Genomic DNA, 26,143 nt, shown 5'->3' on the forward strand with positions numbered 1-26,143 from the left:
CATTCTTAATTTTTCATTCATAGAAAAGATTTTTTCGTTATGGAAATTAAAATCATGCATAAGTTAAATTTTCATTGTGTAACCCTATAGTATCCGCACCAAAAAGGCTACCATACCAATTTGCTGCGGATACTCTTTGATTTCTTCTTTATTAAATTCTTATTTAATTTCTATAGACATACCTTCAGGAAGATTTTCACTCCAAGTCTGACCGCCATCCTCAGAATAAAGTCTTGTTCCATTTTCATTTTTCACCATAAAACTATTACCGCCCTTAGATAGAATTCCATCTTCAGACTTTACCTGTCCACTTGTAAAAAGCCCACTTTCTATTTGGCTAGAATTTTTAATTCCTATTTTTCCACCTTCTTTAATGAATGCGTCAACACCTTCTGGAACATTTTCACTCCACGTTTGACCTCCATCTGTAGAATATAATTTAACACCATCTTCTAACTTTATTTTTACACTAATGCCAATATCATCTTTTGATATATTAGCGTTTCTAATTTCTATTTTGCCATCCTCGCTCTCAAATCCTGTGAAACCTTCTGGAGCATCTTCACTCCATGTTTGACCCCCATCTATAGAATACGTTATAGCTCCATTTTCATTTTTTACTTGAACAGAATCATCAACATCACTAGCAAAAGCTTTTCCTGTTCCTAATGTTAGAACAAGTGCACCACAAAGGATAGAAGCACCTGCTTTCTTTTTTGTTATATTTATAATGTTTTTCATATTATACCTCCATCAAATTGTTTATAAGTAGCTACCTTATGAGTTAATTATAAATGTCATACCTTTAATGAACCTTAAATAAAAAACCTTTTAAAAGAATTTTACTTTATTGACATTTTGTAAAACATTATGAAGTAGTATATCTATTTCTAAAATCCAAATGTGCTTCTCAGCCTTTGTACATTAAAACATTTCATATAATATACGTAATTTATTCGGAGTAAAAGAAAGGAGATAGTTTTACAAACCATCTCCTTTATCTTAACGTATTAACTTTTAGCATTAAATAATCAAGTCTTTTTTATATTATCTTTAGCTTGCAGCGTATACTATTTGCTGTAGCGCTCTAAAAGCTCCTTAACTCTTTCTGACTGAACAGGATAACCCACTTCACGAACAGTGTTCATCATAGTTTCAATATTTTCAAATGGTGTTTCTACTGGTAAGCTACATCCCGACATGACAACATAACCCTTTGGCGAGTCGTAAGCATCTAAAATTCCCTCTAAGGTTTTAATGCGAACGTCCTTAGGGGTTCCGGAATACATAATCCCAGCTGGATCAACATTGCCTAGAATCTTGGTTTGACTTCCAATCGTATTTTTACAATCTTTTAAACTTGCAACATTATCTATGCTCATGCCGCCGATACCCAACGCCCCAATATCCTTCCAAATTTTATCAGTCTGTCCACAGATATGTACCACTACATTACTGCCATATCCCTTAATATAGTCAATAAGCTCCTTCAAGTAGGGAAGAGAAAATTCTCTAAAATCCTTAGGACTTACAACTGTACAAGAAGACATAGGCTCAGATATGGTAGGACTGAGTCCAATGTCAATTGCTGCCTTTGCATAAGCTTTACAAGTTTCAAGAGAAACACGGCAAAGCCTATGTAGTGCTTCAGGGTTTTTGTGGATGAGCTTCAGTGTTTCATTGACGCCAAACAAAAAAAATGCATTGGTAAAGGGCCCCACAATACCAGCAGAACATTTTATTTCATCCTTAGCAAGATCCTGAAGATATTTCATTGCATCAAGGTGTACTGGCAATCGTCCATCCTTATAAGGATTGGCAGGACGCAAGGTATCAATATCCTTTACGCTAAAAATTGCTGGTTTTGCCAAATCAGCAGTATCATCATCAGGAAAAGTAACAGTTGCTCCCATCGCTTCCGCCCATGTGAACAAATCAGTAAAAATACGAAGACTGTCACAGCCAAACTTACGATAGGTTGCCATTTGTGCCTCCGCAATAGCTTTAGGATTGTAATTAAACTCAGAAATTTTACAGCCATATACCCTTGCAACTCCATTTGCAATATTAGGGTTACATGGTAGTCTGTCCACTTCCATTCCCTTAGCAATAGCAGCTCCTCTTTCAGCTGGAGTCATAAAATCTTTATTAAACATAACTAACTCCTCCTCATAAATCTTTTTCCATCTAAGCAACTATTTTATCTATAATGCTAAATTTTTTTAGCCGTTTCAATTAACTTTTAATCTTATTTCATAAGATTATTTTACCATTTTTATAAATTTATATAGATTAGGATTAATAGAAAATAATATCTATTTGAAGTGTATTTAAGTCTTTTTTATTAATAATTCAAGTTCAAATCAGTAATTACATAAAATTAATTTTTCTTTTATTTCAATAATTAAAATTATATAGTACACCATAGTTATTGTCGAATAGCCAATATTTATAGCAAATCTCCAGCTATTTGTTTTTTAAATAATCTATATATGCTCGTTATATTTATTATTTCTAACCTATGACATTAAGGTTACTTTAATGATTAGCATGTTGATAGTTAAAAGTGGATATTTAAATAATAGATTAACTAGGAGTGATAAGTTATTATGATAAAGAGGCTTTTAATAAACGATACATGTTCATCTAAATCATTATCTAGACAATCATTAAATGCAGACTTAACTTACTTAAGTCTTTTAACTTTTTTATTGGTACATTAAGGCTTCTATAAAAACATATGCCTTAATTATACTTTCTATTAACTTTGATAATTTCTTTTCTAATTCTCCAATAAGTGTTCAAATATTATCAATTTATTATATTTTCCTCTCCATGTTAATATTGTGGAATAGTTATATAAATATTAAATTTTTGAGAATATTTTATAAAATTATAATTTTTCAAATAATGTTATTGTTTTATATAAATAATTCATGATATAATTTACCTAACATGAATTATTTATGCAATAAATGTAATTTTAAGGATTTAAGGGTTAAATTACCACGAGAAGATATTGATATTATTTAATCAATAAGATAAGAAAGTTTATGAGGCAATATTTTATTTTTTTCGTATTAACAAGCATAAAGGGTACTCTACTAAATCATAGAATATATTGAGCTTCTCTAAAGATTATAAATATATATTATTTATAAGAAGTTGATATATTAGACATTTCATAAAAAATCCGCACATACTATTGCCAAGAAATTTTATTGTAAAATTTAGAAAATAAATATCTTAAATTTTTCTAAAAAATCCACTGATATTTTCAAAATATACATCAATAAATTCATCTACAATAGTACTAACAATTATTTAAATATCAATCATTATAAAAGTGATGATAATTCTACATTTTTTTAATTTGAATCCATATTATTTCCTGGTAAATATTATAAGTTATATTAACCCTTACAATTAAAATCTTTAAATCTTTACTTTAATTGTTATATTAGCATTCATGTTAAAGTGAATTTATTAGTTTAGCTATCAAAATAGTTTAAATTGATAAACTCAATTAACATCATATACAATAGGGGGATAAATATTATGAGGCTAAAAAAACAATTTAAAACACAAAATTTATTAGTATGCTTATTTCTTAATTTATGTGTTATTTCCTATCCATTCGTTGCCCTTGGTAAACCACTTACAGTTAATTCATCCGTTGCAACGAACAATTCAAGTGCTATCGATTCTGGTATAGCAAACTTAAATTATGATCGAAATGCAATTCTAGCAGTAAATGGTGATAATATAGAAAGCTTTGTTCCAAAAGAAGGTTTTGAATCAAAAGGAAAATTTATAGTAGTTGAACGTAATAAAAAATCACTTACAACATCACCAGTTGATATTTCAATTATTGATTCTGTAAATGATCGCACATTCCCAGGAGCATTGCAACTTGCAAATGATGCTTTTGTTGAAAATCGACCTAATATATTAATGTGCAAAAGGAAGCCTTTAAACATCTCTATAGATTTACCAGGTATGAAAAATGAAAACACAATAACAGTTCAAAATCCAACATATGGTAATGTATCTGGGGCAATAGATGAATTAGTATCTACTTGGAATGAAAAATACTCAACAACACATACTTTACCAGCAAGAACACAATATTCAGAATCTATGGTTTATAGTAAAAATCAGATATCAGGTGCTTTAAATGTTAATTATAAAGTTCTTGATAATTCACTTGGAGTAGATTTTAATGCTATATCTAGTGGAGAAAAAAAGGTAATGATCGCTGCATATAAGCAAATATTTTACACTGTAAGTGCAGAACTTCCTAATAATCCATCTGATCTTTTTGATGATAGTGTTACTTTTGAAGAATTAACTCGTAAAGGAGTAAGTAATGAAGCTCCACCAGTTATGGTATCAAATGTAGCCTACGGTAGAACAATTTATGTAAAACTAGAAACATCATCTAAGAGTAAAGATGTACAAGCTGCCTTTAATGCACTACTTAAGGGTGTTAACGTAGAAAGCAATCAGCAGTATAAGGATATTTTTGAGGATAGTTCATTTACTGTTGTAGTATTAGGTGGGGATGCACAAGAGCATAACAAAATTATCACAAAAGATTTTGATGAAATAAGAAATGTAATTAAAAACAATGCTGAGTTCAGTACTAAAAATCCTGCATACCCTATTTCATACACAAGTGTTTTCTTAAAAGATAATTCAATTGCAACTGTTCACAATAAAACAGATTACATTGAAACTACATCTACAGAATATTCTAAAGGTAAGATAATTCTTGACCATAGAGGAGCTTACGTTGCTCAATTTGAAGTAGCTTGGGATGAGTTTTCATATGATGAGAATGGAAATGAAATATTAAATCATAAAACATGGGATGGAAACTATAGAGACAAAACAGCTCATTACTCTACAGTAATACCACTTCCACCTAACTCAAAAAATATAAGAATTTTGGCAAGAGAATGTACAGGCCTTGCATGGGAATGGTGGAGAACAATTATTAATGAATATAATGTTCCATTAACAAATGAAATAAAAGTTTCAATTTGGGGAACTACATTATATCCATATTCTAGTATTAACCATTAATAAATAAAAATTTAAATACCATAGTAACTTTAGAAAAGTTACTATGGTATTTTTCTATTTAACTATTTCATTCTCTCAAGGACTATCTTCTTAGTTATATATCTTTTCGCTATTCTAAACCTGTTCTACCAAATAAAGAAAGAGCCTTTGAAGCCACCATCTCAAATTCAAAAATGGTAAATCTTCAAAAGCCCATATTTACTTGGCTTCACCGTGCTACTCCTTGAAAAATGCGTCTTTAAGCAACCTTAGCGCTTTTTCAAAATCCTCCTCAGAAACTCCTGAACAAGATAACAACAATGTTGGATACTTGCTTTTCTCTACAGAATCAAAGGCTTTTACTAAAACCCCAACCTCCTCAGCACGTCTTGCCAGTTCCTTAGATGAGAGATCACTTTTCACCTCAACTTGAATTAGAAATCCTCCAGAACCTGATATCGCTTTGGCTTTGTCTTTAAAAATCTTATTTACAGCAAGGCACAGCTGATTACTTTTATCCATATACTGNNCCATATAGAGTTTTCTTACCCTTTTTATCTGTTTCTCTAAGTGGCCATCTCGTATGAATTGACATAGAGCAATTTGTTCAGTTTTTGAAGCTGTCTGATTATAATCCTCTCCGCACTTACTATAGGCATCCATTAATTCCATAGGCAATACCATGAAGCTAATTCTTAAAGAAGGTAGTAAGAGTCTCGAAAAAGTTCCCATATACACCACTTTATGTCCTCCATCTAACCCTTGTAGGGATGGAACAGGACGACTATAATATCTAAATTCACTATCATAATCATCCTCTATAATCAAGCAATCTTGAGCCTTAGCAAAGGATAACAACGAAAGTCTAGTCTGTATAGGCATAACATCTCCCCATGGTGTGCTATTGGAGGGAAATGTGTATATTATTTTTGCCTTTGCTTTCCTAAATTCAGATAGATCATTAGTCAATGAACCATATACAAATGTCTCAAAACCTCTATCTTGAAAAATTGCTCTTCCTTGTGCAAATTCTCCTCCTGTAAAAAAAACCGGTGACTGTACCCCTGTTAAGGAGCATAAAATGTGTAACAAACTCTGTACTCCAGCACCAACAACAATTTGCTCTGGAGTACATATAACTCCTCTTCGTTCAGCTACATAACGTGTTATAGCCACTCTAAGATCATACTCTCCTTGAGCATCACCATAAGATAAAAGCCTGTCTCCACTTCGAAGTGCACTCTTAATATATCTGCTCCATAAATCAAAGTTAAAGCTTTTATGATCAACAGTAGAGCTTACGAAATCATATAATGGCTCTTCTTTTACTATTGACTTTGTATAGTTTAAAAGAGATGGAGTTTGTATATCTGCATAATTTAGGTCACTCACATAGAAGCCACTACCTGCTCTAGATGTAATATAACCTTCAGCAGCAAGTTGTAAGTATGCCGCTTCAACTGTTGTACGACTTACCATCCGCTCTGCTGCACAGCGCCTTATAGATGGAAGTTTGCTACCTGATTTAAGACTTCCTGAAGAAATAAGTGATTTATAGTGATTATAAAGTTGAATATATAACGGCATTCCCAATGAATTCTCAGTATTAATAGTAATTTCACTAACCTTACCCATATAATCCCCCCTACCTAAACTGTCCTTGTTAAAATTCTGATATTTGTACATTTTAATAACGACAAATATTATGTATAGTATATCTAAGGGCTGTAAATTATTCAAGCGAGGGGGGAAAATTAATATTGGAAAATTTAAAAAGAATTGCTGCAATACATGATTTATCAGGCTTCGGAAAATGCTCATTAACTATTGCCTTACCTGTAATTTCTGCTGCTGGAGTAGAGTGTACCTGTATGCCTACAGCAGTGCTATCAACTCATACTGGTGGGTTCAATGGGTATACCTTTCGCGATTTAAGTTCAGATATGTATAACATGGCAAAACATTGGCATTCTTTAAATTTAAAATTTGATGCTATATATGCAGGTTATTTAGGAAATCCTCATCAAGCAGAGATACTAGAAGATATTGTAACCTTAATTAAAAATGAAGAAACTATAGTTATAATTGATCCTGTAATGGCTGATGACGGAAAATACTACAGCAAATTAGACGACGAAATGTGTAAAGGTTTTAAGAAACTTTGCAAAATTGCAGATGTTATAACACCTAATTTTACAGAAGCTGCTTTACTCCTAGGGGAAGAATATGTAAAGCCGCCATATACCCATGAGTACGTGGAGAATTTACTAAAGAAACTTTCTACTCTTGGACCATCAAAAATTGTACTTACTGGAGTATCTTTTAATGATGATCAAATTGGTGCTGCTTGCTATGATTCAGTAAGTGGAGAAGTTCACTATTCTTTAACAACAAAGATACCAAACAGTTATCACGGTACTGGTGACCTTTTTACTAGTGCTCTTTCAGCTGCAATAGTAAGAGGAATTAATCTTCATGAGTCTATAAAAATTGCCGTTAATCTAGTTAAAGATTCAATTGAACGTACATATTCACAAGGAACTCCATCTAATTATGGAGTTAACTTTGAAGGAGTATTATACTCATTCATTGAAGAAATTCAGAAAAATTGTGCTAATCGTACTGTATAAAATTAAATAGAAGCAAACAATACTAGGAAACAAGTGAGTGAGGAGGGTCGTTTACTTAGGTAAATGAGCACCACAACGAACGCAGTTGACGCAGTAATGCGAAGCTTATATTAATCTTTGAAAAGTTAATAGAAGCGAACAGAACAAGAAAGTGAAGGAACGAAGAGCGGAGTTTACTAAAGTAAATGAGCACTGGAGTGACTGAAACTGACGCAGTAATGTGAAGCTTATATTAATCTTTTATTAAATTATTAATAATGGAGGGTAAATACATTGGATAAAAAACAACTTAAATTTTCTATACACACTATGGTTTTAATTGGACTTTTTTCTGCTCTTTGCTATGTAGCCTTACTTTTTAAAATACCAATACCATCTCCTGTTGGTAAGCCATTTTTACACATGGGAAACATGTTTGTAATCTTAGCTTCACTACTTTTTTCAGGCACCATAGGAGGACTTTCTGGTTCTATTGGTATGGGTCTATTTGACCTAATGAATGGATATGCCTCTAGTGTTCCAAAAACTCTTTTACTAAAATTCGGTATAGGAGCAATTGTAGGAATAGTGGCATCAAAAGGCGATAAAGAAGATGCAAAATCACCTATAAAATTTATATCCATTGCTTCAGTCATACTTATTTTCATAGGTATTATACTTTTTATTATTTCAATGACTCTTGGCAATGAAATTACTGTAACTGGAATTGAGAAAAAGCTAGTAGTAAACCCTGTGTTATATATATTTTCTCTTATCCTTGGCATAGGATTAGGTTGTGTATGTATCTCAGCTAAAAAGCTATCTATTAAAGTTCAGTATGCAATTTTAGGTGCTGTAGCAGGTATAGCCCTTAATCTTGTAGGAGAATTTTTATTTGGAGTAGTAACACTTTTATTCGCCGGAAGTGGATTTACAGCAGCTCTATTAAGTTCAGCTGTAAGCTTACCTGCAACACTAATTAATGGTTCTTTCTCTATATTTGTAGCCGTGGTACTTTACGTTCCACTTTCTAAATCTATAAAGAATTTAGGATTGGCTGCATAATATAGTATAAAGAGGGTGCTAATTTTGCACCCTCTAAATTATTTAAATTTATTAAAACTTTTATATATTAATTATTAAAATTATTCCACTATATCTTTAGCCATAACTACTTTGTATTCTTTTAAGTCTGTATATATTTCATCTTTAAATGGATTTCTCTTATATTTTATTATCCTTCCAAAATGATATATAAATACTCCAATATTAGCTGCAAGAGCTAATCCACTAACTACCCATAATGCAACCTCATTATGTGATGAATACACAGCAAATTTAGAGGTATCTGCAAATGTTGGGAAGGTCAAAGAAAACATTGTCCAAAGTGCTAAAGTTTGAGCACGATGCTGTAACCAAGCACCCTTCTTTATAAAGAATGCTGGAATCGTACATGATAATAATAATATTGCACCTGCATAAAAGGAATGATCAGTAATACAGTTATAAACATAAGCAAAATTCCAAAGATCATAGGCAATTATCCAAAACCAAAGTTGATCTGGCCAAATCATATCTTTGCTCTTATCCTTTGACACATAAATTCCAAACCAGCCTGAAATAGTAATGATATTTAAAATACCTGCTATTCCATTCATTATATTCCAAGGTCCACCAGAGATAAATATATTATCTACAATACCATTTAAATTATAACATTGAAATTCACGAAAAACTGCTTCTAAAATATTAATTGAAAGGATAAGTGGTGGAAATGCCAACATCCATTTCTTAGCATCCAGATTTTTGACATATCTTAGTGCCATAAAGCCAAGTACTCCTGCTAATGCAGAATAGGTTTTCACCCATGGGAACCAATAACCTACCGTTGTTCCTTTGCCTGCTGTTTTAGGCCACACAGCAATAGTCATTACAATAGGTAATACAAAATACATTAATATAGCAAGCCATTTACTTCTTCTTGTTATTTCATTAATAAATATTAGACCTGCTAATACTGCAAGTCCTACTAATGCAGAATACCATGGTATATTTTCAAATAAAAACATATTCTCTCCCTCACAATTCTTAAAATTTAAAATCCTAAAACTGTATTTCTACATTATCCATAGTATATAATTCACAATAATATCTACAATGCACTTCTCTATTAATATTACTTCATATGTTTTTTTGTCATACCTCAATTAAATATTAACATATATCCAATATTTTTCAAACAATTTATGTAATTTGCTACATTTTATGCATTTAATTAATTCCCTATATAATTAATAGTTATCTAACTTTAGGAATTTTTATATTTGAAACTACTTCCTTATCTTTTCCACTTTCAATGATAGATTTTCCATTATAAGTTTCTACAATGATTGTTCCAACACCATAATCTTGATTTATTGATTTTCAAAACTATTTATGTTCATCCACTATTCTTCGCTCTTTTTTCCTAAAATGGAGAATCATCGGTATCATTGTTTAATCTACTGTTTTCCACCAATCCATCTTTAATAGCTTCTTCCCACGTTATACCGAAAGGAGTTCCATTAGAAGTGTATCCAGCAATATAGTAAAGATATTCATTACTTTCTTGCGCATTCATATCATAAACCTCTGTACTCATTAACTTTTTATTCTTTTTCATTTTTGAACATCTCCTTTAAATGCATACTATAAATTATATTCTGCTTTTTCCTAATATTGCTTGCAGTATCCTTAGAAGTTCTATTGTTTTTTATTAATTTTCTAATATTTTCTTAAAAGCACATAATCTGCGCTTCCTCAATTTATATAAGAATAATTATATTCTTCTTACAGAGTTTACGCAGATTATTTCCACTTTTAAGTATTTTATTAAATTATTTTGTATTTGCGCTGATATACTCAATATTAGGTGTTCCATTTTTCCCATCATAACTAAAAATATATTCACTAGTTAAATCTCCTGAAGTAATCTCAACCTTATATTGTGGTATTCCTTCTGGACGAATGAGTTTAGTACTTAACACAAAATTCTCTGGAGTTTTTTCACATTCATATATCTTTTTATTAGGAACAAGGTTATTATCTGTAAATTCAAGAGACCATATTGAAAGAGTTGAATTAGTACTTCTTGGAATAAGCAATATCTGCTCGTTTGTTTCATCTAACTCAAGATTTTCACTAATGGTAACTAACTTTAATTGATCACTGCTAGGATTATTGACGATCAATAAAACTGTATCCTCTGGCGTATCTTTTCCAAGGACTTCAAAAGATGATGATGACTTAGCTGTGTTAGATTTTGAGTCAATTTCTCCATTATCTTTGCAACCTACTAATATAATACTACTAAAAATAGTAATAACTATAAGGACTATTATAAATGAAAAATTTTTTCTTTCATAAATATTCATTTTAAATACCTCCGCTGAACATTGTATATAGTATAGTAGTCTATTATTTCTAAAATTGTTCTATATAAAGTTCTATGAAAATAATTATTTTACTGCAATCTTACATCCACTATAATTGTTGTATCCCTTAAATTCTTTATTTCTTACTCTTCTAAAATATAAGAGCTCTATAGTATTTAAGCATAATATTTCCCTTCATTATATAAATTTATTTACAGCTACAACAAACTCTTCAAAATCCCCTAAGTGATTTTCTATAACTTTTTCTAGAACTTCTAAATTTAATTTCTGATAATTATAAACAGCAATATTTCTAAATCCCATCATACCTTTAATTTTATTTAATAGTCTATCATTGATAATCCCATCAACATTTAAAGCCTCAAAAGCATCTATGCTATTTTGAGGAATACCTAATTTTTTCTTAGATACTATATGCATAGATATATCAATACATGCTTCTACAGCTCTGTGAATATTTAGTATTATTGAGTCTTGTTTTGTATAGTCTTTTAAACTTTCTGGATTATTATCATATACTTCTTTAATTCTTATTAGACATCTTTCAATTATACTAATTTTATTATATAATGCATCGTTAACCATAAATTTCCCCATCCTTTTTTATAGCATCTAATACTACTTTTCTTTCCTCCTTAAGCTTTGCATAGTCCTTAAAGGCTCTAATTTCATATTCACTTCTTTTATTTTCTTATAAGGAATGTATAAAGATGGTGCTGCTTTTACAGCCTCTAGATCACTTAAAGCTTATTAAATTTTTCTAAGTTCATCTAGAAAAGCAGGTCTTCTTTTATGTAAAATCTTAAGCTCATTTACTATTCTTTGCTTATCTCCACTGCCAGCTATTTTTTCATATCTCTTAAGCATCCTGCATATCCCCTGGTACTGATTTCTACTAGAAGAACGGTCTGCTTGTAATTTTATGTGGCTTTCGTAAATTTCTAAAACTTCATCTTTAAACTTATCTATCAGCATAGATGCATAGTCTTCTATAGTTTCTGGATTTTTTCTTACAATCTCCATTATCTCATCTAAATCATTTTCATCTATTATAAGTTTTAAGTATATGTCTTTACTCATCCATGTATGAGAAATTTTCAGCTCTTCTTTTAATTTATTGTAGAATCCTGATTTATCACCTGTAACTAGTGACTTTAGTTCTTTATAATATTCAAAATCCCCATCAAATAAGAGCTCTTTTGCTAATTTTTCTTGTTCTTCTTTAAATGAAAGCTCTTTATAAGCCATATACCTTATTTTTTTCCACTTTAATACCAAACCTCTATATTCCTTGTATTTTTCTTCTCCTTCTAATGCAAATTCTATAACTTTATTGTAGTTTTTTTCTTTAATATACTTATTCACCAGTATATCTCTAAAGTATGTAAATTTAAGATTATCTTTTACAAATTTATCCGCTTCTTCTTCAGTATCATATTCATTTATTATATCAAACAATACTATATGAATATTTTCGCTTATATATTCTATAGAATGATCATCAGAATTATCACTAGAACTTTCATTAATCATATCTTTCAATTTTTCTCTTAATTTATTTCTAAATTCTTCATCATCAGCAAATTCAGCACATATCCTAAGTATATCAATTTTATAATCTTCCCATTCATCAAAAGCCTTGCTATCACTTTTATTTAATAATTTATTAAATATTTCTTTTCTTTGGCTTATATCTAATTTTTTACTATCAATTGCAATTTTTCTTATTAACTCTATTATTCCTAATGCAAAATTTCCTATATCTCCATCAGAATCATCCACATATTGAAAGGCTTCTATACACTCATCTAAAATTAAAAATGCAATATCCAATGCTAATAGTGGATTTTCTGTATTTTTTACTTTATCTAATAAACTTTCCATTTCATTTACAAAGCTATACACTTCTCCATATTCAATAAAACCTTTTCTGCTTATATATTTTTCTATGATGGAATCCATCATTTTTTTACACTTTTCTATTTCTTGTTCATTGGTACCTTTTGAATATTTAAAGATTATACTATTTCTAAATACTTTATCTTTTTTAGCTACATCCATTATGATATTAATTAGCTCTTCTTTTGAAATGTCATTTAACACTTCTTTTATTGTAGGCTGTGTTATCAATTCTTTTTTGATTTCTTTACTATTTAAAATATTAGCTAGTTCAAAATAAACTGCAACTTGATGCTTACATATGGGTCCAAACTCATAAGGGCAATTACAATCTGAGTATAGTATTTCTCCATGATTATTTATCTCCACCCTAATCTCATAATCTTCACTGCCTTGAACTTGAAATGTATACTCATTATCTCCTTCTTTATATACGTCAGTTATATTTCCTTCGCAATAATATCCATATCCTCTATCTAAAATTTTTTTATCAATATAATTTTCAAAATTATTTATGTTCATTCTATACTCCTCACTATTTTTATAGATTTAATTAACTATTTAGATGAAATAATTCAATCATAAAGCAAGTTTCTAAGCTATTATAGCTTATATAATATTAATTATACTTAGATGAAAATACAGAAACAAGTGAATTTAATTTATAATTTTTCATGGGAAGTTTAACTTCATCGCTATTATCATGCATCTAGCATATAAAAAATAGCGAACAATGTTCGCCACTACAAAAACCTATTAAAGAAATTAGTTTGATTAAATCTAATTTCCATCATAATTATCCCTTGTCTATTTTCACTTCTCAATTTTTATATAATATTTACTCCTCTAAAAATAGTTAAAAGGATATTAAAATATTTTATAGAATATACATATATATACTTATTTGTAATTTGCTAATTTAGGAGGGATATTTTTGAAAAAATTGATTAAAGAAATATTAGATTTTTTGAAATCTAATGGCGCTAGTTACTCAGACGTACGTATTGTAGACAGAACTAAAGAATATATTTCTACTGAAAATCTTAAAGTTAATAATTTAGAAAATTCTAGAAGTAAAGGAATAGGCATTCGGGTTATATATGATGGTTCCCTTGGATTTGCCAGCTCTCAAAATATAGAGGATATAAAAAAAGTGGCAGAAAAAGCACTAAGAATTGCTAAAGCTAGCAGAACTATTCAAAAAGAAAAAATAAACCTTAGTCCTAAGGAAGTAGTGGTAGATCATTACTCTACACCTATAAAAATTGATCCTTTTACTGTATCAAAAAAAGAAAAGATAGACTTATTATTTAAAGCAGAAGAAGCTATGAGAAGTAGCGGAAATCTCTTTAAGACCAATGGTTCTATGCAGTTTCAAAAAGAAGAAAAAATATTTGCTGATACTGAAGGCAGCTATATAACTCAAACTCTCTATGAATCTGGTGCCGGTATAGAAGCAATAGCTGCTAATGAACATGATAGGCAAGTTAGAAGTTATCCTAGTTCTTTTGGTGGAAATCATGGTACAGCTGGATATGAGTATATAACTTCCTTAAATCTTGTTGAAAATGGAAACCTTATAGGTAAAGAAGCTCTAATGCTGCTTGACGCTGAAGAATGCCCTAGCGGAGTTTATGATTTGATAATAGACAGCTCTCAAATGGTACTACAAATCCATGAAAGTGTTGGACATCCTTTAGAACTTGATAGAATTTTTGGTTCTGAAGCAGCCTTTGCTGGTATGAGTTTTGTTACTACTGACAAAAAAGAAACTTCTTTTAAGTATGGCTCGGAGCATGTAACTATAGTAGCTGATGGTACATTAGAACAAGGTCTTGGTGCTTTTGGCTATGATGATGATGGTGTAAAAGCACAAAAAACAGTATTGATAGATAAAGGAATATTAAAAAATTTCCTCACTTCAAGAGATACTGCATATAAAATTGGTGAAAATTCTAATGGAACCAATAGAGCTGATGGATGGCATAATATTCCTATCGTCAGAATGACTAATATAAGCCTTATGCCTGGAGAATATGAATTTGATGAACTTTTATCTGGAATAGACTATGGTTTTTATTTATCTACTAACAGCAGCTGGAGTATAGACGATAAACGAATCAATTTCCAATTCGGAACTGAAATAGCTTATGAAATTAAAAATGGTAAATTAACAGGAAAAATATTTAAAAATCCTATATATACAGGTATTACTCCTGAATTCTGGGGAAGTTGTGATGGAGTATGTAATGAAAAGTACTGGAAGCTTTATGGAGTACCTAATTGCGGAAAAGGTCAACCTGGTCAAGTTGCCCATGTCGGTCATGGCTCATCTCCTGCTAGATTTAGAAATGTAAAGGTAGGTGTAAAAGATGTTAAATAAGTCAGAAATCTATAACTTAATGGATAGCGTTTTATCACAAGGTAAATATTTTACTTCTATCACATTACAATATGAAGAAAATGGCTTAACTCGTTTTGCCAACTCCGAAATTCATCAAAATGTATATTCTGAAAATTGCGAAATAGACATATCCGTATTCAACGACAAAAAAATGTCTAAAATCTCTACTAATGTTTTAGATGAAACTTCACTTCTAAAAACTTTAAGAGAAGCAGAAGAAAATTTAGCATTTCTTCCAGAAGGAGATTATGAATATTCTCATACTGATAGCCCGAATTTTTTAGAATATGAAGACTCGCATATCAATAGTTCAAAGAACCTAGATATCGAGAACAGAGCTATCATATTAGACAAATCTCTTAAATCATTACCTGTGGATTATCTGGCTGCCGGTGCACTTTCAAGAACTGTTACTATTTTGGCTTTTGGAAACTCTAATAAAGTTAAAAGATTCACCTCAAGAAATTCCCAAGATTTCAATGTAGTAGTAATGCATAAAGATGGTGCTTCTGGCTATGGAGAAATTACTGCTAATGATCCTGAAGATTTCTTAGTTGAGGAAACCTTTAAAAAAGCTTATGAAAAAGCTGTTCTTGCAGTTAATCCTATTTCTTTAGAACCTGGAGCTTATGACGTTATCCTTGAACCACTAGCAGCATCTGAGTATGTATTCATGGCGGCTTATATTGGAACAACAGCAGATAGTATTAAAGATGGAGTATCTTTTTTAGAAGGGAAAAAAGGAGAAAAAGTTTTCGATTCTAAAATAACTATAAGAGATGATTGGAAAAACAAAGATAGTTCTCAACTTCCTTTTGATTTTGAAGGCTATGAAAGAAAATGCATAACTATATTTGAAAATGGAGTATTTAAAAATATAATTAGTGATAGTAAAAATGCTTCTATATTAAAAGAAGAAAACACAGGGCATTCCTTAGGATATGGATCAGGCCCAGTTCCTGCAAATCTAGTTATGGACGGTGGAAATAGAACTTTAGAAGAAATTATTAAATCTACTAAGAAAGCTCTTTTAATAACTAGATTCCACTATATGAATGTAGTAAATCCTAGAGAGTCCTTACTTACCGGCTTAACTCGTGATGGAGTATTTTTAGTTGAAGATGGTAAAATTAAATGTGCCGTTAAAGATATGAGATTTACTGAATCTATATTAAATGCCTTCAATAATGTAGAAGAAATAAGTTCAGATAGACAAAAAATGGATTTCTTCCTAGGACCTATAATAATTCCAGCAATGAAAATAAAAGATTTTCATTTCACTGGTAAAACAGAATAAATAGAAGGCTGACTCAAAACCGAGTCAGCCTTTTTAACTATTCTTCATAATTTTTTGTATTTTTGCGTTTTTTTACACATTCTGTAAGCAAATACTCTATCTGTCCATTGATGGAACGAAAGTCATCTTCTGCCCAGGATGCTAGCTCATTCCAAAGACTTGGTGATAGTCGTAATAAAACCTGCTTTTTATCCTTTTCTTTTGATTTCTTATCCACTATCTATCAAGACCTCTTCTCCACTTTTATTTTAATAGATTGAACCACTATTTACAATTGGCTGTGCATCCTTATTTCCACAAAGCACTACTAATAGATTGCTTACCATAGCTGCTTTTCGCTCATCATCTAATTCAACTATCTCATTCTCACTTAGCTGATTTAAAGCCATTTGGACCATACCTACTGCACCTTCTACAATTTTTTGCCTTGCTGCAATAATAGCAACTGCTTGTTGGCGTTGCAACATAGCTGAAGCTATTTCAGGTGCATAAGAAAGATGTGTAATACGAACCTCTAAAACTTCTAGACCAGCTATATCTACCTTTTCTTGTAGTTCTCTTTGCATAATAGATGCTACTTCCTGGCTACTACCACGTAAGGATTTTTCATTGTTATTTTCATTCCCCTGTTCACTTTCATTGGTATCATAAGGATAACATCTTGCCACGTTACGGATTACAGAATCACATTGAGTAGAAATATAATTTTTATAGTTATCTACATTAAACACCGCCATAGATGAATTTCTTACCTTCCATACCACAATGGCCCCTATTTCAATTGGATTACCTAGCTCATCATTGACCTTTTGCTTTCTGTTCTCCAATGTAATAGCCTTTAAGGAAATTTTTTTACTTGTAGTCTCATTCCCCCTATTTTCTTGTTCTTTATTAGCAGTAAGTTGGTTTGTTGCTGTACCTAGGCGCTTAGCAGTTGGATTTATACTTGTGCAAAAAGGATTTACCCAATAAAAGCCCTCTTTTTTTAATGCTCCCTTATACTCTCCAAACAACGTTAAAACTAGTGCTTCATTTGGATTTATTACCTTAAGGCCTGCAAACATTATAGGTACAATAATAATATCAATAATTGATAATATCATAATACTAACTCCAAGAGCTGTAGAAGTTTCTATGATAAAACTGTCACTTACTATAATCCCAACTATAGCTAATAAAATTGCTATTATGTTCCCAATAAGCATTACCATACCACTTTTCGATTTTATTTCTTTTTCTTCGTAAACAAGTTTTTTATTCTCCATAGTTATCCACTCCCCTATTTTTATTAATACAATATGATATCATATTGATATCATATTAATATATTACATCTTTTTGAATATTATTACAATAGGTTTTGTAGTTTAACCTTAAATAAATATAAGAAACTTTGCTCAAATAAAAAATAGCCTAGATACCCACTGTAAGTATCTAGACTCTTTTTATATTTTTTCTATTTATATTAATTACTTTAAGTTTAAAACATCCATTATTTTTTAATGCTTATCTCTACACTATTATTAACTACAACTATCCATACAATTATAGCTTAATTCCGAACTACAATAATATTTGATTAACAGACAGGAAAGTTAGCCAGACAACTGCTGCTATTCCTATTACATTTATAAATTTGATGTTTTTATTTTCACCAACGATTTTTTATTATTTTCTAAAAGAAGTAATATTACTGAAATCAAAGGTGCCCCCTTAAATTCCTTCAATAATGTAGAGCAAATAAGCTCAGATGGAGGAAAAATAAACTTATTCTTTGGTCTTATAATAATTCCAGCAACAAAAATAAAATATTTTCATTGCACTGGTAAAATAGAATAAATAACCTTCTCACAGTTTTATATATTTATTTTAAATCCTGTTATTTGAGCCTAGTAGTAATATCTTATTTTTAACTACTTCTTTCATTGCCTTTATAGGTTCCCTATATGCAGTACTTGGCCATATAGCCATGTTATCATTACTGTTCAATACTTCCTTTAAAGATCCAAAGAATGCTGCTAATACTTCAGAGAAAATATTTATTTTACATATTCCCAATTCAATGCTCTTCTTAATTAGCTCATCTGGAGTACCTGAACCTCCATGCATCACCATAGAAACAGATGAGATTTCATTTAAAGCTTTTAATCTGTCAAAATGAAGTTTTGGTTCATGAAGATACACTCCATGTGCTGTTCCTATTGCCACTGCAATAGCATCTACATTGGTAGACTTTAAAAAATATTCTAACTCATCTGGATTTGTTAAATAATCATCTGGATTATCGGAACCTTCTTTTTTCAATCCTGTTTCAGAGTCTCCAACTATACCATCACCAACATGACCTAGCTCTGCCTCTACTGTTACTCCATATTTATGTGCATAATCTACAACTCGTTTTGTATTTTTTATGTTCTCCTCTAAAGGTAATACTGATCCATCATACATTACAGAAGTAAAACCATAATCTACTGCTTTTTTTATCAATTCAAAATCTGTTGCATGATCTAAATGAATGCATACAGGAACTGAAGAGTTTTCTGCCATAATTTTAATACCTTCCAATAAACATTCCATTTTTGTCCCTTCTAGATCCACTTTCAATCCCATCAGTATTACTGGAGATCTTAACTCTTCAGCAACCTCAATTACTGCCCTTGCCATATCATGATTACTAACATCAAAAGCCCCTACTGCATATTTATTTTTTCTTGCATCTTCTAACATATCTTTTAAATTAACTAATGACATATAATTACCACCTCTCTTATATAATTTTTTATCTCATTAACATTCCGCCTGTTACATCTATAGTTGCACCAGTTATATAATCTGCTTTATTTGATGCTAAGAAAGCCACGGTATTTGCTACTTCTTCTGGCTCTGCTATCCTTCCTAATGGAATTCTCTTTAAATAATACTCCTCATCAGTAACAGAACTTAAAATCATATCTGTTTTCATTATTCCTGGAGCCACAGCATTTACATTAATCCCATGCTTTGCAACTTCTCTAGCCAAAGATATAGTAAAGGTCACAAGTCCACCTTTTGAAGCTGCATAATGAGCATGTCCTGTTGTAGACCCATGAAATGCTGCCTGTGATACTATATTTATAATTTTCCCTTTACTCTTTCTGCTAATTAAATGATTTACCATCCTTTTACTCAATATAAAAGGCGCTTCTAGATTTACTTTTAGAGTTCTTTCAAACTCTTCAACTTTCATATCTCTAACATATGCTTGAGGCCAAACCCCAGCATTGTTTACTAATATATCAACACTGCCAAAACCCTCATAAGCTTTATCAAATATACTATCCACTTCATTAGGCTCAACTAAATCTGCCTTTATTCCTAAAACCTTCACTCCATACTCTCTACTTAAGTAATCTGCAAATTCTAGTGTTTCTTGCTCTTTAGATCTATATTGCATTAAAATATTAGTACCTTCCTTAGCTAAAGTTTCACAAATAGCCTTTCCTAGTCCGCCACTACCGCCTGTTACTATAGCTACTTTTTCCTTTAAATTTAAATCCATATTATTTCACCTTCTTTGACAAATTTATTTAATTATCTTAAGTTTATCTCTATTTGCACTATACTCATCTTTATTCACAATATATCTTGAATCTTCACCTTTAATAACCTTAATCATTTCCATTGCTAACAGTTTTGGTGATTGAGTAAATGCATCTTTTGTACCTCCAGCTAAATGAGGAGTTATAGTCACATTATCTATTTTTACTAATGGATATTCTTTGCTTGGCGGCTCTTCATTAAATACATCTAAGGCCGCTCCTATAATTTTTTTATCTTTCAATGCATTATACAGAGCATTTTCATCCACTAGTCCTGCCCTAGCTGTATTAATTAAATAAGCTGTTGGCTTCATCAAACTTAAGAACTTTTCATCAATTAAATGTTTTGTATCCTTTGTAAGTCTTGCATGGACTGTTACAAAATCAGAAATCTGTGCTAATTCCTCTAAAGAAACTTTTCTTACATCTTTTAATTCTTCTGATATAAAAGGATCGTATACCACTACCTTCACATCAAAAGCTAACAATCTCTTAGCAACCTTTCGTCCTATCTCACCAAAGCCTATAATTCCTACAGTTTTATCCTGTAGATCTGGAACTGAATCTTTATTAGCATAATCTCTAACCCAATTACCATTTTTCAGCTCCATGTGGCTTTTAGCAATATTTCTACATTCTGCAAGCAGCATTCCAACTGTAAAGTCTGCAACTGCATTTGAATTTCTTCCTGGAGTATTAAATATGATTATACCCTTTTCCTTTGCATAATCTATGTTGATATTTTCATACCCACCTCTTAAAACTCCAATAGCTCTTAGGTTTGTACAACTATCTATAACTTTTTTGTTGATAGGACAAAATTGAGTTATAATTATATCTGCATCTTTTACCTCATCAATTATATATTTCGGAACTTCATAAGCTTCACTTCCACCCTGTTCAACTAAAAGATTTATATTTTGTAGCTCCTCATAATCGCTTAAATCCCATTGGATTGTTTTAACCTCTATTTCCAAATCCTCAAAACTTTTAAATCCATCTTCTATATAATTTTTAGGTATTAATAAGTCTCCTATTCCTACAATTTTCATGTCAATTCCTCCTCAATACAATTTCACTCAATCTTTATTTAAAACTTACTCCATAAGCTTGATAATGATTTTATAGTTTCTAAATAAAGTTTATATTTTTTATCATAAACTTCCTTTTTAAGCTCATTAGGATTGCATACATAGCCTATATTAACCATAGAATCTGCAGCTTCATCAAAAGATTTAAAAGCATCGCCAGCTACTCCGGCACATATAGCTGCTCCTAACGCTCCTAACTCTGTACTAGTTGTAACCTCTATAGGTGTTTGTAATATATCAGCAAACATCTGAATCCATACTTTAGACTTAACTACACCTCCGGCCATTCTTATACTCTTAGGCTTTTCTCTTAACTCTAATAATTTTTCTATATGATATCTATGGCTATATACAACCCCTTCGTATAAAGCTCTTAATATATGTGCCTTTGAGTGCCATCCGTTAATACCTATAAATGCTGACTTTGCATCTAATCCTACGTTTGAACCAAATAGAAATGGCAAAAATACTATATTACTCTCTTCAGGGGTTGTACTTTCTACTAGTTCATTACAATACTCATAGGAAGACTTTCCACCTTTATCTATTTCATCTATGAATTGTCCAACAAACCACTCTAAATTATTAGCTGATGTAGGGCTTGCTTCAGTTATTAACCAATGTCCCTCCATACAATAAAGAGATGTCATAAATAAATCTTTTTGAATAACAGGTTTTTTGCTAATATACTCATTTATACTCCAAGTTCCTGCCACTAAACAAAGTTGGTTTTCCTCAGTTATACCTGTTGCTATAGCTGATGCATCTATATCAAATAATCCTCCTGCTACAGGAATTCCTTCCTCTAAACCAGTTAGTTCTGCCACTTCATCTGTTATATATCCACATACTTCTGTTGAATACTTTATTGGTGGCAGCTTGGACATAATGTTCTCTAACCCAAAGATTTTTAATAAATCTAAATCATATTTAACATCTCTTATATTCATTAAATTACTTCCAGATATATCAGTTATCTCTGCATAAGCTTCTCCTGTAAGAATATATCTTATGAAATCTTTACACATGAATATATATTTAGTTCTCTCTAATACCTCTTTATTATTATCTCTAAACCACGCCAGCAGTGAGACAGGTTGTCCTGCCCATATTGACTGCATTGTTATGGGTAGTATCTCATCAAATACACCTTCTTTTCTCCATTTGTCAATGTAGCTATTAGCTCTAGAATCTGTTGATATTATCCCGTTATAAGCTGGTTTACCATCATAACCTATTAGATACATACCATTACCATGTCCTGTTGTAGCTACTCCACTGATATCCTTAGGGTTTACTCCCGATTTCTCAACTACCTCTCTTATTGCTTTAACATTAGCCTTCCACATTTCATTCATATTTCTTTCTGTAAAACCAGGGTATGGCATAAGAAGTTCTGTTTTGCGACATGAAACAGCAATCTCATTCCCCCTCATATCATATATGGCAGCTTTTATAAGTGTCCCCCCATTATCTATTCCTAATAAATACTTATACATATCCCTACCGCTCCCTTATAAATATTAAATAAATCTATTCTAAGCATTTTAAAAATATATTACACTATTTAATAATTTTGAAATCCATATAGCAAGCCAACCTAGTGGTGTTGTTGCCCCTCCAACCATATTAGCCATTTGAGTTCCAGCTACACCATCTGGCATTGCAACCTTTGATAAATTTGCAGCTTCTGTATAATAAGGTGCAATAAATGTTCCTGCATACAACACTATAGTCACTATAACTATTCCTGAAATAAATATCCTAAACATATTCTTCTTACAATAAGGAGATATCATTGCTATTAAAAATACCAATGAAGCTAAATCTACAAAAGGCAACATTCTATTGCCTGGCAAAATTATAGCCAGTAATAATGATACAGGTATTAACATTAAACCTGTTGCAAGTACACTTGGATCCCCTATTAATAACGCTGTATCTAGTCCAATATAGAACTCTCTGTCTGGAAACCTTTTCTTTAAGGTTACTTCTGCTGCAGTTCTTACTATCAATAATCCTTCTACTAGAACGTTTACCATACTTGGTAATAGCACCATTACAGCTGCAACTTTCACTGCTAATCTTGCTACAGAGTATACATCCCAACCTGCTAATATTCCAAGGACAGCACCTAATATTGTTCCTAATGTTAGTGGTTCTCCTAAAACACCAAATTTTTTATTAATTATATCTGGATTTATATTTATATCTTTCACACCTGGTATTTTATCAATAATCCAATTCACAAAAATACCTACTGGAACAAAAGGTGCTGATGTTGCATGTGCAAAGGATACACCTTTTAAATTGTATGCTTCCTGAATTTTTGGTGCTGTTTTATCTGCTATAAACAACACTATTACATAAATTATTAAACAACATATAGTTGAAAATAATATGCTTCCTGTAACTATATAGACAACTCCACCAGTTAATAATAGGTGCCAGTAGTTAAAGATATCTATATTTACAGTTTTAGTTTTATTTATTAAAAGTAATAATATATTTATAGCTATAGCTCCAAATACTACAAATGGAACTATTGGTGATGCCCAACCTATTGTTGCCCCAACTGGCCATCCTACATCAACCACGCTAAAATTTAGTCCAAATCTTGTTACCATATCTTGAGTTGCTGGCCCTAAACTATCTAATAATGCTCCAACTACAAGGTTTATACCAACAAATCCTATTCCCACTAACATTCCTGCCTTAAACGCTTTCCCTATTTTTACCCCACATATAAGCGCCAAAATAAAGAATATTATAGGCATCATAACTTCCGGTCCTAAATCAATTATGTTTTTTATAAAACCCATCATAGGCCCCCCTTTTTTAATTCAAAATTCACAATGCAAAATTCACAACTTAGATTAATACACAATTCGCAGTTTACAATGCACAATTATGATTGAAATTATTTTATGTAAAATAATTTCTTTAATAGATTTTTAATAAAAGCGACTTGCCACTTTTAAAAGGAATAAGTTAACACAATGTTATAAGTACACAGATTAAATTTAAGAGTGATACATCTATATATATATTATTCCTCCCTCCTCTTCTATAAAAATATAAAAATCCTGCTTAAAGCGCTATTTTTCAATAGCTTTTAAGCAGGATTCAAATTCACTATCCAACTATATATTTTGTTGTAAATTTATATTCCACATTTCTTTATTGCTGACTGTAACACCCCAAAAGCCTTTACCATAAGCTGTTCTTATTATGTCAGCATCATCTATAAATCCACCTAAAACCAAAGGCACATCCCTAATTTGTTTTATGTCCTCTGCAAATTTAATTCCATAATAAGAAGGTATAACCTCTATGGCATCTGCTTTAGAGCTCTCTATTGACTTAAAGGCTGAATCTAAAGATTTAGAATCCATGAGAATTACCCTATGAATAACTTTCATCCCTATACTCTTTGCCATATTAATTTTAGATACATTAGATCCAATTACTATATCTACTTTATATAAATTTTTTAACAAGCTTATGCCAACCTTATCTAAAGCTAGTCCACTTATTAAGTCCATATTAACTACTGCATATTTATTAGATTTGTGACATAAATCAACTAATCCTTTTAAATTTCCAATATGTACATCACTTAATAATATATACTCATTACTAAGTTTTAGAGAATATTCTAGTTCCTTGATTCTTCTTATGGATGGAATTATGTTGAATTTTTTATTATCTTCAAACACCTAATTACCACCTTTACTTTTAGCTTCATTTCTTTACTAACATAATAAGTTTTTTTTGCTGTCTTGTCAACTAATTTTCAGAATATTTGATTTTTATAATTTTATTTTTATATTGTCCTACTAAGTATTTCACCTGGAAGCCCGTCAATTTCACATATTTTTTCTGAAATAAAATTATTCTTTAATAGTATTTTCTTTGATGCTATATTTTTAGGATCTATTATGGCTATAATTTTCTTTAAAGATTTTGCTTCTTCAGACTTATTTAACAATAGCTTTGCAATTTCACTTCCATCTTCCGCAATTCTTTATGATCTAAATAATTTTATGACTTCAATAATTCATTTAATGACTTAATTATAGGATATTTACTTTTAAGATCTTCTGTATCATACCTATCAATTAGTATTGGAATCATACCAAACTCCTCAGCAGCTACAAGATTTGATTCGCTATCATCAACAAATATTGCTTCCTGTGGTTTTATTCCTAATTCTTCAATGGCTATTTTAAATAAGGTCTTTTCAGCTTTATATGAACCGTAAATAGATGACATTATAAAAGTTGAAAAATACTGTTTTAAATTTTTGTTGTTAAATACTCTTTCTAATGATGGCCAAGTATCTGAAACTACTCCTAATAAATACTTTTCTTTTAGCTTAATTAATGCTGGTTCTACGTCATCAAAGAATAAAAATTTCTCATCATTATAAACATTATCCTCAGCTAAAAGTTCTACAATTTCATTATTAATATTTGGATAATCAATTTCCTTTAGTACAATTTCATAAAACTCTTTAAACATATAGAACTCATCTTCTTCTGTTTCTACTAGCAGAATTTTATTAATATGCTCAAAAGCTTTTCCCATTGCTTCATCTAATTTTTCTTCTGTACAAGCAAAATTTGAACTCCCAATAATATTAAAAAAATTAGGCGTAATAAACCAATGTCCTGTTCTAGGTACATTTAAGGTACGACCTGAATCAAATATAATTGCTTTAATCCCATTCATCTCCATTATAAACTCTCCCATTAATTTAAT

At 30.7% G+C, this 26,143-nt stretch carries 23 protein-coding genes; 5 read left to right on the forward strand and 18 right to left on the reverse strand.

Annotated elements, in window-relative coordinates; genetic code table 11:
• Positions 1-159: 159 nt before the first annotated feature.
• Positions 160-741, reverse strand: coding sequence for a sialidase family protein (locus B2W91_RS06635; RefSeq protein ID WP_291579587.1), 582 nt, complete (start codon positions 739-741; stop codon positions 160-162).
• Between the two features lie 329 nt (positions 742-1,070).
• Complete coding sequence (locus B2W91_RS06640; protein ID WP_291579588.1) at positions 1,071-2,156, reverse strand: uroporphyrinogen decarboxylase family protein; 1,086 nt, start codon at positions 2,154-2,156, stop codon at positions 1,071-1,073.
• Between the two features lie 1,402 nt (positions 2,157-3,558).
• On the opposite strand from B2W91_RS06640, the gene B2W91_RS06645 reads away from it, so the two are divergent.
• On the forward strand, positions 3,559-5,088 hold the full coding sequence (locus B2W91_RS06645; RefSeq protein WP_291579589.1) for a thiol-activated cytolysin family protein: 1,530 nt from the start codon (positions 3,559-3,561) through the stop codon (positions 5,086-5,088).
• A gap of 216 nt (positions 5,089-5,304) precedes the next feature.
• On the opposite strand, the gene B2W91_RS06650 is transcribed toward B2W91_RS06645, so the two are convergent.
• On the reverse strand, positions 5,305-6,888 hold the full coding sequence (locus B2W91_RS06650) for a PLP-dependent aminotransferase family protein (RefSeq protein WP_422653268.1): 1,584 nt from the start codon (positions 6,886-6,888) through the stop codon (positions 5,305-5,307).
• On the opposite strand from B2W91_RS06650, the gene B2W91_RS06655 reads away from it, so the two are divergent.
• Positions 6,828-7,697 carry a pyridoxamine kinase gene (locus B2W91_RS06655; RefSeq protein WP_291579592.1) on the forward strand — a complete coding sequence of 290 codons (870 nt, stop codon included), beginning with the start codon at positions 6,828-6,830 and terminating at the stop codon, positions 7,695-7,697. The genes B2W91_RS06650 and B2W91_RS06655 overlap by 61 nt on opposite strands.
• A 273-nt stretch (positions 7,698-7,970) precedes the next feature.
• Entirely contained in the window at positions 7,971-8,741 is a 771-nt protein-coding gene (locus B2W91_RS06660; protein ID WP_291579593.1) for an ECF transporter S component, read from the forward strand.
• Between the two features lie 80 nt (positions 8,742-8,821).
• Here B2W91_RS06660 and B2W91_RS06665 read toward each other — a convergent pair whose 3' ends face one another.
• The 5 genes from B2W91_RS06665 to B2W91_RS06685 form a co-directional block, all read right to left on the reverse strand.
• Positions 8,822-9,745 (reverse strand): DUF5692 family protein, encoded by a 924-nt coding sequence (locus B2W91_RS06665; protein ID WP_291579595.1) that lies wholly within the window; start codon positions 9,743-9,745, stop codon positions 8,822-8,824.
• Positions 9,746-10,143: 398 nt separating this feature from the next.
• Complete coding sequence (locus B2W91_RS06670) at positions 10,144-10,338, reverse strand: hypothetical protein (protein ID WP_291579597.1); 195 nt, start codon at positions 10,336-10,338, stop codon at positions 10,144-10,146.
• A gap of 214 nt (positions 10,339-10,552) precedes the next feature.
• Positions 10,553-11,089 (reverse strand): hypothetical protein, encoded by a 537-nt coding sequence (locus tag B2W91_RS06675; protein ID WP_291579599.1) that lies wholly within the window; start codon positions 11,087-11,089, stop codon positions 10,553-10,555.
• A 198-nt stretch (positions 11,090-11,287) separates the two neighbouring features.
• Positions 11,288-11,695, reverse strand: coding sequence for a type VII toxin-antitoxin system HepT family RNase toxin (gene hepT, locus B2W91_RS06680; protein ID WP_291579601.1), 408 nt, complete (start codon positions 11,693-11,695; stop codon positions 11,288-11,290).
• A gap of 165 nt (positions 11,696-11,860) precedes the next feature.
• Positions 11,861-13,531, reverse strand: coding sequence for an SWIM zinc finger family protein (locus tag B2W91_RS06685; RefSeq protein WP_291579603.1), 1,671 nt, complete (start codon positions 13,529-13,531; stop codon positions 11,861-11,863).
• Positions 13,532-13,943: 412 nt separating this feature from the next.
• Here B2W91_RS06685 and B2W91_RS06690 point away from each other — a divergent pair, with 412 nt between their 5' ends.
• Positions 13,944-15,392 carry a TldD/PmbA family protein gene (locus tag B2W91_RS06690; RefSeq protein ID WP_291579605.1) on the forward strand — a complete coding sequence of 483 codons (1,449 nt, stop codon included), beginning with the start codon at positions 13,944-13,946 and terminating at the stop codon, positions 15,390-15,392.
• Complete coding sequence (locus B2W91_RS06695) at positions 15,382-16,710, forward strand: TldD/PmbA family protein (protein ID WP_291579606.1); 1,329 nt, start codon at positions 15,382-15,384, stop codon at positions 16,708-16,710. The genes B2W91_RS06690 and B2W91_RS06695 overlap by 11 nt, the downstream gene beginning before the upstream one ends.
• A gap of 37 nt (positions 16,711-16,747) precedes the next feature.
• Here B2W91_RS06695 and B2W91_RS06700 read toward each other — a convergent pair whose 3' ends face one another.
• From B2W91_RS06700 to B2W91_RS06745, 10 genes are all read right to left on the reverse strand, one after another.
• Positions 16,748-16,927: an Arc family DNA-binding protein gene (locus B2W91_RS06700; protein WP_291579607.1), complete on the reverse strand. Its 180-nt coding sequence runs from the start codon at positions 16,925-16,927 to the stop codon at positions 16,748-16,750.
• A 31-nt stretch (positions 16,928-16,958) separates the two neighbouring features.
• Positions 16,959-17,975, reverse strand: coding sequence for an SPFH domain-containing protein (locus tag B2W91_RS06705; RefSeq protein ID WP_291579609.1), 1,017 nt, complete (start codon positions 17,973-17,975; stop codon positions 16,959-16,961).
• Positions 17,976-18,579: 604 nt separating this feature from the next.
• A complete protein-coding gene (locus tag B2W91_RS06710; protein ID WP_291579610.1) occupies positions 18,580-19,461 on the reverse strand; it encodes a class II fructose-bisphosphate aldolase in 882 nt (293 codons plus the stop codon).
• A 28-nt stretch (positions 19,462-19,489) separates the two neighbouring features.
• Positions 19,490-20,248, reverse strand: a complete 759-nt coding sequence (locus B2W91_RS06715; protein ID WP_291579611.1) for an SDR family NAD(P)-dependent oxidoreductase — start codon at positions 20,246-20,248, stop codon at positions 19,490-19,492.
• Positions 20,249-20,272: 24 nt separating this feature from the next.
• Complete coding sequence (locus B2W91_RS06720) at positions 20,273-21,340, reverse strand: 2-hydroxyacid dehydrogenase (RefSeq protein ID WP_291579612.1); 1,068 nt, start codon at positions 21,338-21,340, stop codon at positions 20,273-20,275.
• Between the two features lie 38 nt (positions 21,341-21,378).
• Positions 21,379-22,878, reverse strand: coding sequence for an FGGY-family carbohydrate kinase (locus B2W91_RS06725; protein WP_291579613.1), 1,500 nt, complete (start codon positions 22,876-22,878; stop codon positions 21,379-21,381).
• Between the two features lie 48 nt (positions 22,879-22,926).
• Positions 22,927-24,201 (reverse strand): PTS galactitol transporter subunit IIC, encoded by a 1,275-nt coding sequence (locus B2W91_RS06730; RefSeq protein ID WP_291579615.1) that lies wholly within the window; start codon positions 24,199-24,201, stop codon positions 22,927-22,929.
• A 321-nt stretch (positions 24,202-24,522) separates the two neighbouring features.
• Entirely contained in the window at positions 24,523-25,098 is a 576-nt protein-coding gene (locus B2W91_RS06735; RefSeq protein ID WP_291579616.1) for a glycerol-3-phosphate responsive antiterminator, read from the reverse strand.
• 107 nt (positions 25,099-25,205) lie between these two features.
• On the reverse strand, positions 25,206-25,370 hold the full coding sequence (locus tag B2W91_RS06740; RefSeq protein ID WP_291579618.1) for a hypothetical protein: 165 nt from the start codon (positions 25,368-25,370) through the stop codon (positions 25,206-25,208).
• Positions 25,371-25,423: 53 nt separating this feature from the next.
• A complete protein-coding gene (locus B2W91_RS06745) occupies positions 25,424-26,119 on the reverse strand; it encodes an HAD family hydrolase (RefSeq protein ID WP_291579619.1) in 696 nt (231 codons plus the stop codon).
• Positions 26,120-26,143: the final 24 nt, after the last annotated feature.

The sequence above is a fragment of the Clostridium sp. UBA6640 genome, assembly GCF_002455975.1.
Classification (GTDB): Bacteria; Bacillota; Clostridia; order Clostridiales; family Clostridiaceae; genus Clostridium_J.

What these genes read in the sequence shown, in the direction of transcription:
- B2W91_RS06695 (WP_291579606.1), top strand. Translation starts at nt 15,382, where the DNA reads ATGTTAAATAAGTCAGAAATCTATAACTTAATGGATAGCGTTTTATCA.
- B2W91_RS06745 (WP_291579619.1), bottom strand. Translation starts at nt 26,119, where the DNA reads ATGGAGATGAATGGGATTAAAGCAATTATATTTGATTCAGGTCGTACC.
- hepT (WP_291579601.1), bottom strand. Translation starts at nt 11,695, where the DNA reads ATGGTTAACGATGCATTATATAATAAAATTAGTATAATTGAAAGATGT.
- B2W91_RS06715 (WP_291579611.1), bottom strand. Translation starts at nt 20,248, where the DNA reads ATGGATTTAAATTTAAAGGAAAAAGTAGCTATAGTAACAGGCGGTAGT.
- B2W91_RS06675 (WP_291579599.1), bottom strand. Translation starts at nt 11,089, where the DNA reads ATGAATATTTATGAAAGAAAAAATTTTTCATTTATAATAGTCCTTATA.
- B2W91_RS06670 (WP_291579597.1), bottom strand. Translation starts at nt 10,338, where the DNA reads ATGAAAAAGAATAAAAAGTTAATGAGTACAGAGGTTTATGATATGAAT.
- B2W91_RS06645 (WP_291579589.1), top strand. Translation starts at nt 3,559, where the DNA reads ATGAGGCTAAAAAAACAATTTAAAACACAAAATTTATTAGTATGCTTA.
- B2W91_RS06720 (WP_291579612.1), bottom strand. Translation starts at nt 21,340, where the DNA reads ATGAAAATTGTAGGAATAGGAGACTTATTAATACCTAAAAATTATATA.
- B2W91_RS06705 (WP_291579609.1), bottom strand. Translation starts at nt 17,975, where the DNA reads ATGGAGAATAAAAAACTTGTTTACGAAGAAAAAGAAATAAAATCGAAA.
- B2W91_RS06725 (WP_291579613.1), bottom strand. Translation starts at nt 22,878, where the DNA reads ATGTATAAGTATTTATTAGGAATAGATAATGGGGGGACACTTATAAAA.
- B2W91_RS06635 (WP_291579587.1), bottom strand. Translation starts at nt 741, where the DNA reads ATGAAAAACATTATAAATATAACAAAAAAGAAAGCAGGTGCTTCTATC.
- B2W91_RS06665 (WP_291579595.1), bottom strand. Translation starts at nt 9,745, where the DNA reads ATGTTTTTATTTGAAAATATACCATGGTATTCTGCATTAGTAGGACTT.
- B2W91_RS06685 (WP_291579603.1), bottom strand. Translation starts at nt 13,531, where the DNA reads ATGAACATAAATAATTTTGAAAATTATATTGATAAAAAAATTTTAGAT.
- B2W91_RS06730 (WP_291579615.1), bottom strand. Translation starts at nt 24,201, where the DNA reads ATGGGTTTTATAAAAAACATAATTGATTTAGGACCGGAAGTTATGATG.
- B2W91_RS06640 (WP_291579588.1), bottom strand. Translation starts at nt 2,156, where the DNA reads ATGTTTAATAAAGATTTTATGACTCCAGCTGAAAGAGGAGCTGCTATT.
- B2W91_RS06710 (WP_291579610.1), bottom strand. Translation starts at nt 19,461, where the DNA reads ATGTCATTAGTTAATTTAAAAGATATGTTAGAAGATGCAAGAAAAAAT.